The organism is Myxococcaceae bacterium JPH2 (assembly GCA_016458225.1).
In the GTDB taxonomy this organism is placed as follows: domain Bacteria; phylum Myxococcota; class Myxococcia; order Myxococcales; family Myxococcaceae; genus Citreicoccus.
This window is the reverse complement of record JAEMGR010000008.1, coordinates 16,378-31,790: the sequence shown is the minus strand read 5'-3', so window position 1 is coordinate 31,790 and position 15,413 is coordinate 16,378. Positions and strand designations below refer to the sequence as shown.

General features: G+C 69.2%; 12 protein-coding genes. 8 read left to right on the top strand and 4 right to left on the bottom strand.

Annotation, left to right across the window (positions count from 1 at the left end):
* Positions 1–117 precede the first annotated feature (117 nt).
* From JGU66_15235 to JGU66_15225, 3 genes are read left to right on the top strand one after another with little or no spacing between them, the layout of a single operon-like run.
* Positions 118–774, top strand: a complete 657-nt coding sequence (locus JGU66_15235; protein MBJ6762125.1) for a hypothetical protein — start codon at positions 118–120, stop codon at positions 772–774.
* Positions 775–832: 58 nt separating this feature from the next.
* Complete coding sequence (locus JGU66_15230) at positions 833–1,795, top strand: ATP-binding protein (protein MBJ6762124.1); 963 nt, start codon at positions 833–835, stop codon at positions 1,793–1,795.
* A gap of 17 nt (positions 1,796–1,812) precedes the next feature.
* A complete protein-coding gene (locus tag JGU66_15225; protein MBJ6762123.1) occupies positions 1,813–2,136 on the top strand; it encodes a divalent-cation tolerance protein CutA in 324 nt (107 codons plus the stop codon).
* A 7-nt stretch (positions 2,137–2,143) separates the two neighbouring features.
* Here JGU66_15225 and JGU66_15220 read toward each other — a convergent pair whose 3' ends face one another.
* Positions 2,144–3,904 carry a HAMP domain-containing protein gene (locus JGU66_15220; protein MBJ6762122.1) on the bottom strand — a complete coding sequence of 587 codons (1,761 nt, stop codon included), beginning with the start codon at positions 3,902–3,904 and terminating at the stop codon, positions 2,144–2,146.
* Positions 3,905–4,237: 333 nt separating this feature from the next.
* Between JGU66_15220 and JGU66_15215 the strand changes: the two genes are divergently transcribed.
* Positions 4,238–4,657, top strand: a complete 420-nt coding sequence (locus JGU66_15215) for a hypothetical protein (GenBank protein ID MBJ6762121.1) — start codon at positions 4,238–4,240, stop codon at positions 4,655–4,657.
* Between the two features lie 24 nt (positions 4,658–4,681).
* Here the strand turns inward: JGU66_15215 and JGU66_15210 are convergent, their stop codons facing one another.
* Positions 4,682–7,375 (bottom strand): ATP-dependent Clp protease ATP-binding subunit, encoded by a 2,694-nt coding sequence (locus JGU66_15210; protein MBJ6762120.1) that lies wholly within the window; start codon positions 7,373–7,375, stop codon positions 4,682–4,684.
* A gap of 295 nt (positions 7,376–7,670) precedes the next feature.
* Between JGU66_15210 and JGU66_15205 the strand changes: the two genes are divergently transcribed.
* Both JGU66_15205 and JGU66_15200 read left to right on the top strand, forming a co-directional pair.
* On the top strand, positions 7,671–8,030 hold the full coding sequence (locus JGU66_15205) for a hypothetical protein (GenBank protein ID MBJ6762119.1): 360 nt from the start codon (positions 7,671–7,673) through the stop codon (positions 8,028–8,030).
* Positions 8,031–8,286: 256 nt separating this feature from the next.
* Positions 8,287–9,915: a right-handed parallel beta-helix repeat-containing protein gene (locus JGU66_15200; GenBank protein MBJ6762118.1), complete on the top strand. Its 1,629-nt coding sequence runs from the start codon at positions 8,287–8,289 to the stop codon at positions 9,913–9,915.
* Here JGU66_15200 and JGU66_15195 read toward each other — a convergent pair.
* Positions 9,905–12,484, bottom strand: a complete 2,580-nt coding sequence (locus tag JGU66_15195) for a hemolysin (GenBank protein ID MBJ6762117.1) — start codon at positions 12,482–12,484, stop codon at positions 9,905–9,907. The genes JGU66_15200 and JGU66_15195 overlap by 11 nt on opposite strands.
* A 107-nt stretch (positions 12,485–12,591) precedes the next feature.
* Positions 12,592–13,782 (bottom strand): aspartate kinase, encoded by a 1,191-nt coding sequence (locus JGU66_15190; protein MBJ6762116.1) that lies wholly within the window; start codon positions 13,780–13,782, stop codon positions 12,592–12,594.
* Positions 13,783–13,831: 49 nt separating this feature from the next.
* On the opposite strand from JGU66_15190, the gene JGU66_15185 reads away from it, so the two are divergent.
* Both JGU66_15185 and JGU66_15180 read left to right on the top strand, forming a co-directional pair.
* On the top strand, positions 13,832–14,554 hold the full coding sequence (locus tag JGU66_15185) for an ABC transporter ATP-binding protein (protein MBJ6762115.1): 723 nt from the start codon (positions 13,832–13,834) through the stop codon (positions 14,552–14,554).
* A gap of 38 nt (positions 14,555–14,592) precedes the next feature.
* The gene (locus JGU66_15180) at positions 14,593–15,396 is read left to right on the top strand and encodes an ABC transporter permease (GenBank protein ID MBJ6762114.1); all 804 of its coding nucleotides are present in this window, start codon (positions 14,593–14,595) and stop codon (positions 15,394–15,396) included.
* The last annotated feature ends 17 nt before the right edge of the window (positions 15,397–15,413 follow it).

Below are 15,413 nucleotides of genomic sequence, written 5' to 3'. Positions count from 1 at the left end.
AATCTTCCACAAGTGCTGTGAAAAAGACCGCGCGGCGGTTGCCTTGTCGGACCCACCGGGTAATGGGATGCGACCGGCCGGCTGACCGGCTGCATTGCTTGGAGTCGTGCGCGGATCATGAGTCTCCTCCCCGAGAGCGCCAGTTTCGAAGAGCTGGTGCAGGACTACTTCCTCGCCGTGCGCGGCGCCGGCTTGATGCTGTCCGCGCTGGACACCGAGCTGTTGACGTCCTGGGCCCGGGAAGAAGTTCCCTTCGAGGTGGTCGCGCGAGGCATTGCGCGCTCGGCGGAGAAGGCGATGTGGGACGCGCGCCCGGGTGAGCCGGTGTTGCGCTCCCTGCGCGCCTGCAAGCGGACGGTGGACGCGGAGATCAAGAAGTATCGCTCCCTGTCGGCGGGGGTGGGCACGGAGGAGGTGCCCACCGCCACGAGGCGCAAGAGCCGCACCTGGGAGGAGACGCGCCACGCCCGGCTGTGCACGGCGCTGGAGGACGTGGCGAAGCGGGAAGCGACGCTCGCCCCGCGGGTGCGCTGGCTGCGGCAGACGGTGCTGGCGCAGGTTCCCCAGGAGCCTGCCCGCCTGGATGCCCAGGAAGCGCTGTCCCTCCTGCTGATGCTGCGCGCCCTGCCCCGCGTGGAGCGTGTGGGCGCGTGGCGCGAGGCGCAGGCGGGCATGGAGGCCCAGCAGGTGATGACGTCGCGTGCCCGGCGGCTGTCGCGGCGCTTCCGCGTGCTCGCGGTGGTGCGGCGCCGACTGGGGATCCAGGAGTCCTGAAGCGCAGGCGCGCGCTGAACACGCGAGCAGAGAGCTGACGGGCCCAGGAGGCGGTGTTATGGCGATGGGCGAGATGGCTGCGAAGGCGAATGTCGGCGAAGGCTGTGGCGTGTGCGCGGGGCGCACCTACGTCATCGAGCGGCGTGGGGACCTGGCGGGCGCGAAGGTGTGCGCGTGCTCGGAGCTCTGCACCGTGTGCGGAGGCAAGGGGCACGTGCTCGTCGAGCGCGAGGCCACCTTCAGCCAGAAGGTGGGCTCTCGGCGCTACGAAGTGCTGGAGCCGTGCGTCTGCACGCACCGGCGCAAGCGGGTGACGCTGTTCAACGACGTGGGCATGCCGGGCGTGGTCGCGCACGCGAGCTTCGACAACTACCGGGCCTTCAACGAGGCGCAGGATCGCGGTCGCGGCGTGGCGATGCACTTCGCCCACCAGTACGTGAAGGGCAATCCGTCCAAGGGCTTCGTGCTGAGCGGGCCCGTGGGCACGGGCAAGACGCACCTGCTGGCCTCGACGCTGGCGCACCTCGTCCTCGAGCTGGGCGTGCGGACGCGCTACGTGGAGATCTCCCTCTTGTACGCCACCATCCGGCGCGGCTTCCAGGAGGGCAAGAGCGGCGGGGAGATCATCGGGCCGCTGTCCGAGGTGGAGGTCCTCGCCATCGACGAGCTGGGCAAGGGGCGCGGCAGTCCCTTCGAGATGGAGACGCTCGATGAACTCATCGCCCGCCGCTACAACGCGCGCCGCACCACGCTGTTCGCGACGAACTACTCGCTGGAGCCCGAGCGGAAGAACGCACGGCAGGCGCCCACCGGCTACCGCAGCACGGAGGACGCGCGCGCGGCGGTGAAGGAGACGGAGCTGCTGCGTGAGCGCGTGGGCGAGCGCATCTACAGCCGGCTCTGCGAGATGTGCACCTTCGTCGAGCTGCCCAAGGACACGCCGGATCGCCGCCGCACGCGGCAGGAGATGGACACGCATCCGTCCCTCGGCGCGGGTGGCCCTCGCGGCCCCGGTCGCTGAGCGCCATGGCCTCACCCGTGACGGACGCCATCCTCGTGCTCGCCACCGCGCCGACCCAGGAGAAGGCCGCGGAGCTGGCGCGAACCCTCGTGGAAGAGCAGTGGGCCGCGTGCTGCAACCTCGTCCCGGGCCTGCGCTCCATCTACCGCTGGGAGGGACAGGTTCAAGACGAGTCGGAGGTCCTTCTGGTCATCAAGAGCCGCGCGAACCTCTTTGACGGGCTGCGCGCGCGCCTCGTGGCGCTGCATCCGTACCAGGTCCCCGAGGTGCTCCGCGTGGACATCGCCGACGGACACGCGCCCTATCTTGAGTGGATCCTCGCCAGCACGCGCCGGGGTTGAAGTCGATTCAGCTGGCCTGCTCCGCCTCCAACCCCGCGCGCTCGTAGTCCCGTCGCGCGGGCAGTGACTCGCGCTCGGTGAAGCTCCGTGTGTCGCCTGTCGCGCGCGAAGGCTGGGCGAAGGTCCTGAGGCGCACGCGGAACGTGGTGCCCCGTGACACCTCGCTGTCCACGGACAGCTCGCCCCCGTGCGCCGCGATGATGCCCTGACAGACCGCGAGCCCGAGCCCCGTGCCCGTCCCTACCGGCCGCGTGGTGAAGAACGGATCGAAGATGCGGTCCAGGTGCTCGGTGGCGATGCCGCAGCCCGTGTCGCTCACCTCCACGCGCACCCAGCCGTCCTCCTCGCGAGCGCTGAGTCGGATGGTGTTCCACTCCACGCGCCCCGGCTCGATGGCGTGCGCCGCGTTGAGCAGCAGGTTGAGCAGCACCTGGCACAGCCGCCCGCCATTGCCGAGCACCGCGGGAACACTGTCCACCTCCAGCACCAGCCCGGCCCTGGGACGGATGAGGTGCATGGCCATCTTCACCGCGCTGCGCGCCACCGCGCCCAGGTCCACCGGGCCTGTGTCCAAGCTGTCCGGCCGCGCCAGGTTCTGCAGCTCCTTGACGATGACCCGCACCCGCTCGGCGCCCTCCCCTGCTTCAGCCAGCGCCGCCTGCAACTCCAGGCGCTGGCGTCCGGACAGGCCCCCACCATCCACCTTGTCGAGCTGCCCCGCGACGAACTGGAGGTTGGCGATGATGAAGGCCAACGGGTTGTTGATCTCATGCCCCACGCCCGCCGCGAGTTGCCCCACGGACGCCAGCCGGTCCGCGAAGAGGAGCCGCGACTGCGTGGCCTGGAGCTCCTGAAGGCTCTCGGTCAGCTTCGCGTTGGCGCGCTCGAGCTCGGTGGTCCGCTCACGCACCGTCTGCTCCAGGCGCGCGTTGTCGCTGCGGATCTCCCGGCCCACCGCCTCGGCCTCCAGGCGCACGCGCTGCTGTCGCTCCGCCAAGGTGTCCCGCAGCTCTCGCGCCATGCGATTGAAGGCCCGCGCCAGGGCGCCGCACTCGTCGCGTGAGTTCTCGGGGAGCAGGCAGTCGAAGTCGCCGTGGCCGAGGCGCTCCGCGCCCTCCAGGATGGTGCGAAACGAGCGCCGCAGGGGCACCACGATGGCCAGCGCCAGCCCCCCCACGAGCAGCAGCGCCGCGAGCGGAATCAGTCCCCCCAACCACCGCGCGCGATCGAACGCGAGCGTGCTCTCCTCGAGCAACTCCGCCGTCTCCTGCTGCTCGGCCTCCCAGGCCTGGAGGATCTCCGGCTCGGGCTCGCGCGCGAAGACATGCAGCGCGGCGTGCAGACGCCACGCGAGGTCCTCCGGCCCCGCGGCGCGAAGCCCCGCCTCCGTCTCGCGCAACCATCGACGATAGCCGTCCGCGAGCTGGCGGAACCGCTCGAGTTCTTCATCTGGCGTGTCCTCCGACGCGCGGGCCTCCTCGCGCGCGAGCTGCGCCAGTCGCACGAAGTCTCCCTCCGCGTGTCGCAGCGCCTCGTCGCGCACCACCGTCGTGTCTTGCTTCGCGATGGCCGTGTCCGCCAGCCCGTGCAGATAGTGTGTGGCATTGGCGCGCAGGCCCAGCAGCAGCTCCGCCTGTCGCTGCGCCACGAGCGCGCGATCCCTCGTGCGTCGGCCCTGATGTGCGCCCAGCCACACGAGCGCGCTCATCCCCATGACAAGGCCAATCGCCGTCACCGCGAACAGCAGAACCTTGGTCCGCACAGTCATGCTCAGCCCTCCCCGCTGGACGCCCCCAAGGCTCCAGCGCCCCCTCCACCCTCAGGCCGCGAAACATGCGCAGCACAGCATCTCGGCCTCGCGACAACAACGCCCTCCCCTCGGACCAAACACCGCAAACCACGATAACTGCCGGCACGTCACACGGTGTTTTCCAGACAACCCTCAGGAATACCGACGGACGACACATTCAGACACCGAGTGAACACGAATTACCTATTCAGCATGGGTGACAGAGTTCATTGCGTTACGAAGGCAACGACTTGCGTGGCGCGGTGCGGGTCGCCTTAGAATTGAGTGCCTTTGCACAAGGGGGGAAACATCGTGTCGACAGCAACCCAGACGCAGTGGTCCTTCGGGGAGAGTCACGGGCGTTTCGAGTCGCCTGATCTGCTCCTGGTGACGTTCCGCGGGACGCTCGATGTAGACGGTGCGAAGCAGGTGGTGGAGATGTACCGGCAGGCCGCGAGCCGGGGCCCGGTGTTCGTGCTGGTGGACCTGACGGGCTCGGGGGTGGAGCCGGCGGCGCGCACGCATCTGGTGCAGAACGTCTCGCCGGACTGGTTCCACGCGATGGTGGGCTACGGGGCCGGCTTCGCCCAGAAGGCCGTGCTCAAGTCGCTCGTCATCGGCGCCTCGCTGTTCGGCAAGGCGTCCATGGAGTTGGAGTTCGTGGCCAGCGAGGCCGAGGGCCGCGCGGCCATCGAACGGCGCCGAGGGCGGCTGCGCGCGAAGGTGGCCTGAGCCCCTCGCGCGCGGTGAGTCACGTCACGCGGGCGGCGGAGCCGCGGGCTCGGAGGTCGATTCCTGCTCCGGCACGCCGCCCTCGGTGTGGAAGGTGAAGCGGCCGGCCTGGAAGTCCACCCGGACGCGCTGCCCTTCTCGCAACGAGCCGCGCAGCAACATGCGGCTGAGTTCCGTTTCAATCTCCCGCTGGATGAGCCGACGCAACGGACGCGCGCCGTAGCGAGGCTCGAAGCCGCGCTCGGCCAGCGCGTCCCGCGCGGCGTCTGACAGCTCCAGCGTCACGTTCTGCCCGTGCAGCTTGCGGCGGGTGGACACGAGCAGCGTGTCGACAATCTTGCGGAGCTGCGGCGCGTCGAGCGGGCGGAACACGATGATCTCGTCGATGCGGTTGATGAACTCGGGGCGGAAGTGGCCGCGCAGAGCGTTCATCACCGCCTCGCTCGCGCGATCGTCCGACGTCCGCACCCCCTCCGCCGTGCGCTGGAAGCCGAGCGACCCGCGCGTGTTGCCCAGCATGTCCGAGCCCAGGTTGGAGGTCATGAGGATGACGGTGTTCTTGAAGTCCACCGTGCGGCCCCGCGAGTCGGTGAGCCGCCCGTCATCCAGCAACTGGAGCAACAGGTTGAACACGTCCGGGTGGGCCTTCTCCACCTCGTCGAAGAGGAGCACCGAGTAGGGCCTGCGCCGCACGGCCTCGGTCAATCGTCCCGCTTCCTCGTAACCGACGTAGCCCGGAGGCGCGCCGATGAGGCGACTCACGGTGTGGCGCTCCTGGAACTCGGACATGTCCAGGCGGACCATCGCGTTCTCGTCGTTGAAGAGGTAGTCCGCCAAGGCGCGCGCGGTCTCCGTCTTGCCCACGCCGGTGGGCCCGAGGAACAAGAAGCTGCCGATGGGCCGATTGGGGTCCTTGAGTCCCGCGCGCGCCCGACGCACCGCCTCGGAGATGGCGCGCAGCGCGTCCTCTTGTCCCACCACGCGCTGCTTGAGCGACTCCTCCATCTCCAGCAGCCGCTGCCCCTCTTCGAGCTGGAGCTTGCGCGCGGGGATGCCCGTCCACTCGCTCACCACCGTGGCGATGTCCTCGGGATTCACCGTGGGCTCGGTGACGCCCTTCTTCTGCTGCCACTGGGTGCGCAGGCCCTCCAGTTCGGCGCGCAGGGACTCCAGCTCTCCCTTCAGGCGGCTGGCTTCGTCGTAGCGCTCGCCCGCCACCGCCGCGCCCTTCTCCTTGTCCTTGCGCGCGAGCTCCTCCTCCAGCGCGCCCAGACGGTCCGGCGACGTGCGCGCGCCCAGTCGCACCATGGCGCACGCCTCATCGAGCAGGTCGATGGCCTTGTCCGGCAGGAAGCGGTCATTGACGTACTTGTCCGACAGCTCCACCGCCGCGGTCAGCGCGGGGTCGAGAATCTTCACGCGGTGGTGGGCCTCGTAGGTGTCGCGCAGGCCGCGAAGGATCTCGATGGCCTGCTCCGGCGTGGGCTCGGACACCATCACCGGCTGGAAGCGACGCTCGAGCGCGGCGTCCTTCTCGATGTGCTTGCGGTATTCGTCCAGCGTGGTGGCGCCCAGGCATTGCAGCTCACCTCGCGCGAGCGCGGGCTTGAGCATGTTGGACGCATCCATGGAACCTTCCGCGCCGCCCGCGCCCACCACCGTGTGGACCTCGTCGATGAAGAGGATGATGCGACCCTTGAGGTTGCGGACCTCGTCCATCAATCCCTTGAAGCGCTCCTCGAACTCACCGCGGAAGCGCGTACCACCGAGCACACTTCCCAGGTCCAAGGACAGCACGCGCTTGTCCTTGAGCACATCCGGGACGTCGCCCCCGATGATGCGCTGAGCGAGCCCCTCGGCGATGGCTGTCTTTCCCACGCCCGGCTCGCCGATGAGGACCGGGTTGTTCTTCGTCTTGCGGCTCAGGATGCGGATGACGCGCTCAATCTCCTTCTCGCGCCCGATGACGGGATCCACCTCTCCCGCCTGCGCCATGGCGGTGAGGTCGCGCGTGAAGCGCGTGAGGTTCGGCGGCAGTCCCGCGCCACGTCGACCGCCCCCCATCCCCATGCCCGTGCCTGGAGTGCCCGCGGGCGTCCCCCCCGTGGCGAGCCGCTGGCGCAGCTCATCCGCGTTGATGCCGGAGAGGAACTGCGACGCGAAGCTCTCTCCCTCCTGGAGGATGGCCAGCAGCAGGTGCTCGGGGCCGATGAAGGTGTGCCCCATCTGGATGGCCTGGAAGCGGGAGATTTGGAGCACCCGCTTGACGCCCGAGGACAGCCCCACGCCCTTGGCGCGCCTCGGCTCGCGGCGAGGCATGACGCCCTCGAGCTGGGATTCGTAGGAGTCCACCGGTGCGCCCATGGACTTGAGCAGCTCCCGCAGCTCGGGGACGTTGCGCAGGATGGAGAGCAGGAGGTGCTCGCTGCGCATGCGTTCGTAACCCCACTCCAGCGTGAGGCGCGCGGCGTTCTCCAGGACCTGCTGGGCCATCTCGGAGAGTTGGGCCAGGAGGCTCTCGCGCCCTTTCGGACGCGGCCCCATCATCTGCTCAACGAGACTCTCCAGGCTGCCGAACCCGTTGGGTCCGAGCGAGCCGGAGTTCATGCCCATGGCGCTCGCGCAGTGGTTGCAGAGGTTGAGGGTGGCCTCCCGCCCCCCCGCGCGCTGCTTGAGGATGACCACGGCCGGCCGGGACCTGCAGTTCTCGCAAAGCATCGTCGACACTCCTCCGCGCACCGCCTCGCGCGGAATGTGGGGATTCGCCTGGGGCTGGACCATGGCCAATGGGTCCCGGGACATCGTCCGCCCTTCCACCCCGTCCGGGGGTCGTCAGCTCGCTCCGCCCCGCGCGCGCTGGCGACCCGCGTCCTGAACAGCGGGCTCGTTCCCCAGGCAGGGGGGAGCGTCCGGGCACGCGTTGCACCCACCCCGGGCACGACGGACCCTGCCAGACAGCAGGCAGCGGAGGGGTGGCATGGGCGGGTGGGTGCGAAGAGGGGTGGTCATCTCCATGGCCACGGTCGTGGCGGCGTGTGCCTCGGCGCGCGCGAAGGAGACTCGCGACGAGGACAGCGAGCGAGTCGATGCGATCCTCGGGTTGGATCGCGAGCCGGAGGATCCACCTGAGCCTGGGACGGTGGCCGACGGGACGGACGAGCGCCCTTCCACCCCGCCGCTTCAGCCCGCGACCGAGGCGCTCACCGCGACACCGACCTCAGGGACAGCTCCCTCCGTGGCGACAGGTGCTTGCACGCGACCGCCGCATGGCGCGCTCTTGCCCGCGCCCGTGCCCAAGGCGTGTCTGCTGCATCCCGGGACGGCGAAGCTCTTCTTGCCCCCGCCGCCTCCCAAGCCCGAGCACCCGCTGTAGGCGCTCGAAGTCATCACGTTCGGGCTGAGCCTCGGAGGCTCGCCCGACACGCGAACATCCAGGCCCTGTGTCACCCACTCGCCCGGCACGAGCGCGCTGCTGTAGCGCTCCGCGCGTGATAGGAATTCGTCCGCGCGATGCCTACCCCAAGGGGCTTGGCGCCCCGGTCGCTCGGTAGACAGCACTCGCGCCAGGCAGAATACCGCTCGTCCCCCGAAGCGTTCTCGGCTCCGCTCAAAAAGGAGGAGCCGAACCCATGCCGACGCTGCGAAGCCTGTACCTCACCGGCGCGCTCTGTCTCACCCTCGCGGGGTGTGGCCAACGCAAGGATTCCGAGGCCAACACCACCCCTGGCAACAAGGAGACACCCCTCCCCACGCCATCCCCTGTTGTCACGCCCACGCCGCCGGTGACTCCCACGCCGCCGCCCACGACGACGCCGAGCACCGAGACGCCGCCGCCCGTGGTCACACCGGAGGTTCCCGTCGTGCCGCCGCCGCAATACGCGCACGAGTGGTACGTCAGCCCCTCGGGCAATGACAGCGCCTCCGGAGCGCGCGAAGCCCCGCTGCGCACCATCTCCAAGGCGCTCTCCGTCGTGGGCGCGGGCGACATCATCCGCGTCCAATCCGGCACCTACGCCGAGCAGCTGCTCATCGACGAGAGCGTGGCCGCCGGCACGAAGGACGCCCGCATCACGCTGCGCGGCGAGGGCACTCCCCACATCGTTCCCATCTCGGGACCGTGGGCGATGATGCAAGTCAAGCGCCCCTACTGGACCATCGAGGGCTTCGACATCGATGGGAAGAGCCAGCGCCAGGTCGCCGTGGCCTTCAGTGGCAACACCGAGGGCACCGTCCTCACGGGCAACGACATCCATCACGGGTCGTTCGGAAGTGGCGTGAGCACCGACGGCGGCGCTCATGGCATCACCATCGAGAAGAACACCATCCACCACTTCAGTCGTGACAACGACGACTCGCACGGCATCGTCATCACTCCGACGTCGCGCGACATCACCGTGCGCGACAACGACATCCACGACAACTCCGGCGACTCCGTGCAGTGCCTGGGGCCCGAGGGCTTCAGCAACGACACGCCCGCGCAGGGCGTGCTCATCGAGAACAACCACCTGCACGACAACCGCGAGAACGCGACGGACATCAAGACGTGTCACGACGTCACCGTGCGCGGCAATCGCATGCACGGCTTCCGCAACTCCACCACCTCGCGTGGAGAGGCCATCGTGGTGCACTACTCGGCGAAGAACGTCGTGGTGGAGAACAATGACATCTCCGATACGTCCATCGGCGTCGCGGTGGGTGGCAACCGCGTGGGCCCGCCGCCCAACAACATCCGGGTGCAGCGCAATCGCATCCATGGCGTGGTGGCGCCCGAGGGCTCGGCCATGCGCATCGAGAACGGCACCGACGTGCGCGTGCTGAACAACACCGTCACCGACGTCGAGGGCTTCGCGCTCGTGGTGGGCCATGGCACCGGCGGGGCCTCCACCAACGTCACCGTGCGCAACAACATCTTCGCCGCTCGCAGCGCCGTGAGCCTGGGTGGACAGGCGCCGGGCCTGAAGCTCGACAACAACCTGTATGCGCAAGGCGCCAGCTTCTCCACGGCCAGCTTCTTCGTCCCTGGAGCGGACTGGGTGGGGCAGTCGCTGACCGTCTGGAAGCAGTCCGGGCAGGACGCGAACTCGCGCGAGGGCGGCACGGCGCTGGCCGATACCACCACCCTGGCCCCAGGCCCGAGCGCGGTGGATCAGGGCGCGGACGTGGGGCTGCCCTTCTGCGGCGCGGCACCAGACGTTGGCGCCGTGGAGTCAGGCTGCGCCACCCCCGCGACGAACACGGTCGCGGGCGTCACGGAGTGATGGCGCGCACCAGCGCGTTGCCCGCGTCGGCGACGTAGAGCGTGCCGTCCGGGCCCAGGGCGAGGCCGGCGGGGAGGACGAGGCTTGCGTCTCCCCCCGGCCCGCCCCCGAAGCCATAGCGCCCGGTCCCCGCCAGCGTCGTCAGGCGATCCGGTGCGCCCTCCGAGGTGAACAGGAGCCGGCGCACCCGGTAGTTGCCCGGGTCCGATATCGCGAGCGAGCCATCCTTCAGCAGCGCGATGCCCAGGTAGGGCATGAGCTGCGCGGAGGACGCCGGGCCATCCTGGTAGCCCGGCACGCTCCCGGTCATCACCGTGGTCGCGCCTCCACGCAGGCGCACCACGCGGGACATCCCCGACTCAACGACATACAGGGTCCCATCCGAGGCCGCCGTCACCGCGGACGGGCGATAGAGCCAATCGCCGCCCACGGTCGACACGAGGTGCTCGGAGGTCGTCATGTCGATGCGGCGGATGAGGCCATTGTTCAAGTCCGCCACCAGGAGCGTGTTGCCATCCGGGGTGAAGGCGAGTCCGGCGGGCTGATTGAACGACGCGGACCTCGCGGGTCCATCCAGCAGCCCCGTCCCGGAGCCCGCGAACACCTCGTCGCGTCCCCCCGGGGTGATGCGCCGGATGACGCTGTTGTCCGAGTCGGATACGTAGATGTTCCCCGCCGCGTCCGCCGCGATGCCGAGCGGTCCGGCGAGATCTCCGAGCAACGTGCTCACCTCGCCCTCGGGTGAGATGCGCTTCACCGCGTTCGCCAGTCCATCCACCACCGCCCAGCCGCCGCCCGGCAACACCGCCACCGCCACCGGAGCGCCGAGCGAGTCCTCCGCGATGCGTCCAAGCGCGGCGCCGCGCTTGCCCGGCTTGCCCGCCACGGTGCGCACATCCTTCGCGAAAGGGCCGGTCGCGGACGGCGTCGCGGGGGGCTGAAACTGCACCAAGGCCTCCGGCACGGTGTGGCCCATCGCCCGGAACAGCACGTTGGCCACGATGCGCCCCGCCCTCGCGTCGGGCTGACGATCGGGCGTGCCGGCCAGCTTCTGCGCGAAGTCGATGCCTCCCGCGGAGAAGACGTAGGCGCTGCCCTGCTGGCGCACCACCATCTGCGAGTAGCCGAAGGCACCCTGGAGCGACAAGGCGGGAGACTCGGCGAGCACCTCCAGACCTTCCGGCTCGAAGCCGTTGTCCACGCGCTGATCCAACTCATAGCCGTTGGACATCCAGAGCGTGTCTCCCGTCTTGAGGCCCGTGCCCGCCAGCGCCCAGTGACTGGGCGCGGTGATGACCGCGGGGAACGACCACTGGTGCCAGCGGCTGTTGAACATCACGCCGAACAGGCCGTTCTCGGGGCGCGGCTTGGGCAGCTCGCGGAACTTCACCGTGCGCCGCTGATCCTTGAACGGGTCGCTGTCATGGCCCTTGAAGCACGTGACGATGCGCCGGGTCCGACCATCGCGCGCGGCGTCCATCCTCACCTGCCAGTACCCGTTGTTCGCGCCCAGGTTGAGGAGCGAGCGCCCCTCGGACAGGGCCCGGTCCGCGGCGTCGCGCTGACGGCTGGACCAGTACTCGTCATGTCCCGACAACATGAGGACCTTGGCGCCGCTCAAGAAGTCGTAGCGCGCGTCCATGTCCTCGTCGGTGAAGTAGCCCACGTCCAGGCCCTGCGACTCCAGCCACGTCACCACGCTGATGTCGTCCACCATCAGGTGCCCGGTGCCCTGGCCTCGCGCGAAGGGCCGGTCGTAGGAAGACTGGAACGCGCGCGCGACGCCCAGGTCCTTCATCACGCGGTTCTGGTCGTCGTAGAGGCTCGTCCCGCCCCAGGTGTTGTACGCGGCCCAGGTGGCGGTGGGGATGATCATCGCCACCTCGGGGCGCGGGTTCGCGTCGTGCACCACGAAGGGCACGTAGCGCTGGAACGTGTCCTCGCGCACGAGCTTCACGACGTACACGCCGCGCACCCAGTCCTCCTTCACGGGCAGCTCCAGCGTGGGCGTCCAGGTGCAAGCAATGACCCCCGTGGCGCGCTCGACGGGACAGTCCGGCTGACGGATGCCCTGCACGTGGCTGCCACGCGCCACCTCGCGCGCGCCCGAGCCGCTGTAGTAGCCCAGCCGGTACACGTACCAACTGAACTCCTTGGGGTCGGACAGCGAGACCGCCACGCGCAGCGTGTCCCCTTGGGTCACCGAGGTCTCAAGGGCGTAGCCTTCAATCTCCCGGTTGTTGGCGGTGTGCGTGAGGCGCCACGCGGTGGTCCCCGGGCGCTTGTTCTCCTGGCGCACCGCATCCGCGTCGCGGTTGGGCAACGGCCCCGCATCTGGGTTCCCCGTGCCGCCATCGGGCCCACCTGCTTCATTGGGCCAGGTGCCTCCATCCGTGGGCGGAGGCTCCGTCGTCCCGCCATCCGAGCCTCCACTCACGGGAGGTTCATCATGGCGATCCCCGGGCGGATGGACGGCGGGCGACGCGTTCGAGGCCTTGCATCCGGCCATGCCCATGGCCACACAAGCCAGCACGCACGCGGTCGCGACCCAACGGCCAGCCCATCCCATGAGAGGACCCTCCGTCCCCAGCGTTCAGTGGCGGAGGGTAGGCTCGCCCGAACAGAAAGAAAGCCTCCTGCTCGGGACGGAGAATCAATTCCAACACTTCCGACGCGTCACGCGCCGAGCAGCTCGCGATGCAGGCGCGCCGTCAGCGGCTTCAGGTGCGCCTTCTCCACCAGCAACGTGAGCTGAAGCGGCGACGTGTGCAACGCGAACACGCGCGCCCCCAGCTCCTGCGCCGCGCCCAGCGAGCGCCGCAGCGGCGCCCAGTCCGCGTTGAGGCCCACGCCCACGCAGGTGACGGTGCCGAGTTCGTCACGCCACGCCACGCCCTCACCGAAGCGCGTGCCCAGCTCGCGCCGCAGCGCCTCCGGCCCGTGCACATCCGCCAACGGAATCACGAGGAAGGTACGTGACGCGCCGTCCAGCCCGTCATGCCCCAGCGAGCGGCCGCGCACCCCGCGCGCGTCGAGGAACTCCAGCAGCTCCGCCAGCGGCACGCTCGAGGCGACGGAGAGCACCATCATCTCGGCCTCGGACGTCACGCCCTTCACGCGCGGATCCGACGGCACCGTCAGCTCGCGCACCGCCGTACCCGTGCCCTGGCCGTGCGCGGTGCGCGCCAGGATGGTGATGCCGCGCGCCTTGGCCCACTCGACGGCCTGCGCGTTGAGCACCTTGGCGCCCGCGCTCGCCAGCTCCTGCATCTCGTCGTAGCCGAGGGACTCCAGCTTGCGCGCGTCCGGCACCACGCGCGGATCCGCGCTGAAGATGCCGTCCACGTCCGAATAGATTTCGCACGACTCCGCGTCGAGCGCCGCCGCCAACGCCACCGCCGTGGTGTCCGAGCCGCCACGCCCCAGCGTCGTCACTTCCTTCTTGAAGGACACGCCCTGGTAGCCGGCGACGATGACCACCTTGCCGCGCTCCAGTTCGTCCTGGATGCGATAGGGCCGCACCTCCACGATGCGCGCCTGCGCATGCGCGTCGGTGGTGATGATGCCGCTCTGGCTGCCGGTGAAGCTGATGGCCTCGACGCCCATCTCCTGGAGCGCCATGGACAGCACCGCCATGGAGATGCGCTCGCCACAGGTGAGCAGCATGTCCAGCTCGCGCCGGGGGGGATCCGCCGACACCTGCTTGGCCAGAGACAGCAGCTCGTCCGTGGTGTCGCCCATGGCGCTCACCACCACCACCACCTGGTAGCCGGCGTCCCGCTTCTCCTTCACGCGCCGCGCGACCTTGCGAATCTTCTCCACGTCAGCGACCGAAGAGCCGCCGTACTTCTGCACCACGATTGGCATCAACGCCTCCCCGCCCATTGTAAGGTCCCATCTTATGAGCGAAGGACCGATGATCGAGGTACGCCAGCTCACCCGGCGCTACCGCGACCGAGTGGCCATCGAAGACCTCTCTTTCTCCGTGCGAGAGGGAGAAATCCTTGGATTCCTCGGGCCCAACGGCGCGGGCAAGTCCACGACGATGAAGATTCTCACCGGGTTCCTGCCTCCATCGGAGGGCAGCGTGAAGGTGGGCGGGTTCGACGTGGTGGCGCAGCCGATGGAGGTGAAGCGGCGCATCGGGTACCTGCCGGAGACCCCGCCGCTGTATCCAGAGCTGACGGTGCACGGCTACCTGAAGTTCGTCGGGCAGCTCAAGGGCTTGCCCGGCCGAGGGCTCCAGGCCGAGGTCGAGCGCGTGGCGGGGCTCACTGGTGTGGAGCACGTCCTGGGGCGCGTCCTCCAGCACTTGTCGAAGGGCTACAAGCAGCGCGTGGGCATCGCGCAGGCGCTGCTCGGCTCGCCGCCGGTGCTCATCCTGGACGAGCCCACCGAGGGCTTGGATCCCGCTCAGCGCGCCGAGGTGCGCGCGCTCATCAAGGGCCTCGCGGGCCGGCACACGGTCATCCTCTCCACGCACATCCTCCCGGAGGTGACGATGACCTGCGAGAAGGTGCTCATCCTCAATCAGGGGAAGAAGGTCGCCTATGACGACCTCCGCTCGCTGGCCGCCGCGCATGGACACGCCGCGCACACGTCGCTGGAAGAAGTCTTCATCAAGCTGACCGCCGCCTGACGCGGGCGCCCTCCCTCTTCTCGACAAGGACCTCGCGCATGCGCACCGCTCTGGCGATTGCTCGCAAGGAACTGACCATCTCCTTCACCACCCCGTGGGTCTACGTCGTGCTGGCGGCGATGGCGGCCCTCTCGTCGTTCTTCTTCGTGGGCCTGCTCGAAACCTTCCAGCAGGTGCAGGACCTGGCCCGAGAGCAAGGCTGGGAACGGCTCCCACCGGACTCGGTCGTCTACCGCAACCTCACGGACGGCGTGGTGGTGCAGCTCTGGGGCGCAGTCCTCATCATCACGCTGTTCGTGGCGCCCTTCCTCTCCATGCGCTTGTTCGCGGAGGAGAAGCGCAACAAGACGTTCGAGCTGCTGATGACCGCGCCCGTGCGTCCGCTCGACATCGTGCTGGGCAAGTACCTGGGCGGGCTGGGCGTGATGGGCGCCACGCTGGGCCTCACGCTCGCCTTCCCGCTGCTGCTCACGGCCTTCAACCACGGCGAGGAGGGACAGGCGCTGGAGTGGACCACCGTGCTGCTGGGCTACGGCGGCCTGCTGCTCTGGGGCGCGACGTGCATGGCGGTGGGCATGGTCCTGTCCGCGCTGACGGAGAGCCAGATGGTGGCGGCCTTCCTCACCTTCGCGGTGCTGCTGCCGTGGATGCTGCTGCGTGGACTGACGCGCACCTTCGAGGAGCCGCTGCGCTCGTGGGTGAGCTACCTGTCCTTCGACACGCAATTGGAGGGCTTGCTCCAGGGCGTGGTGGATGTGCGGGCCCTGGTGTTCTTCGCCTCGGTCATCGTGTTCTCGCTGCTGCTCACCCACCGCGCGGTGGAAGCGCAGCGGTGGATGTGACGGGCCTCTGGCCTCGA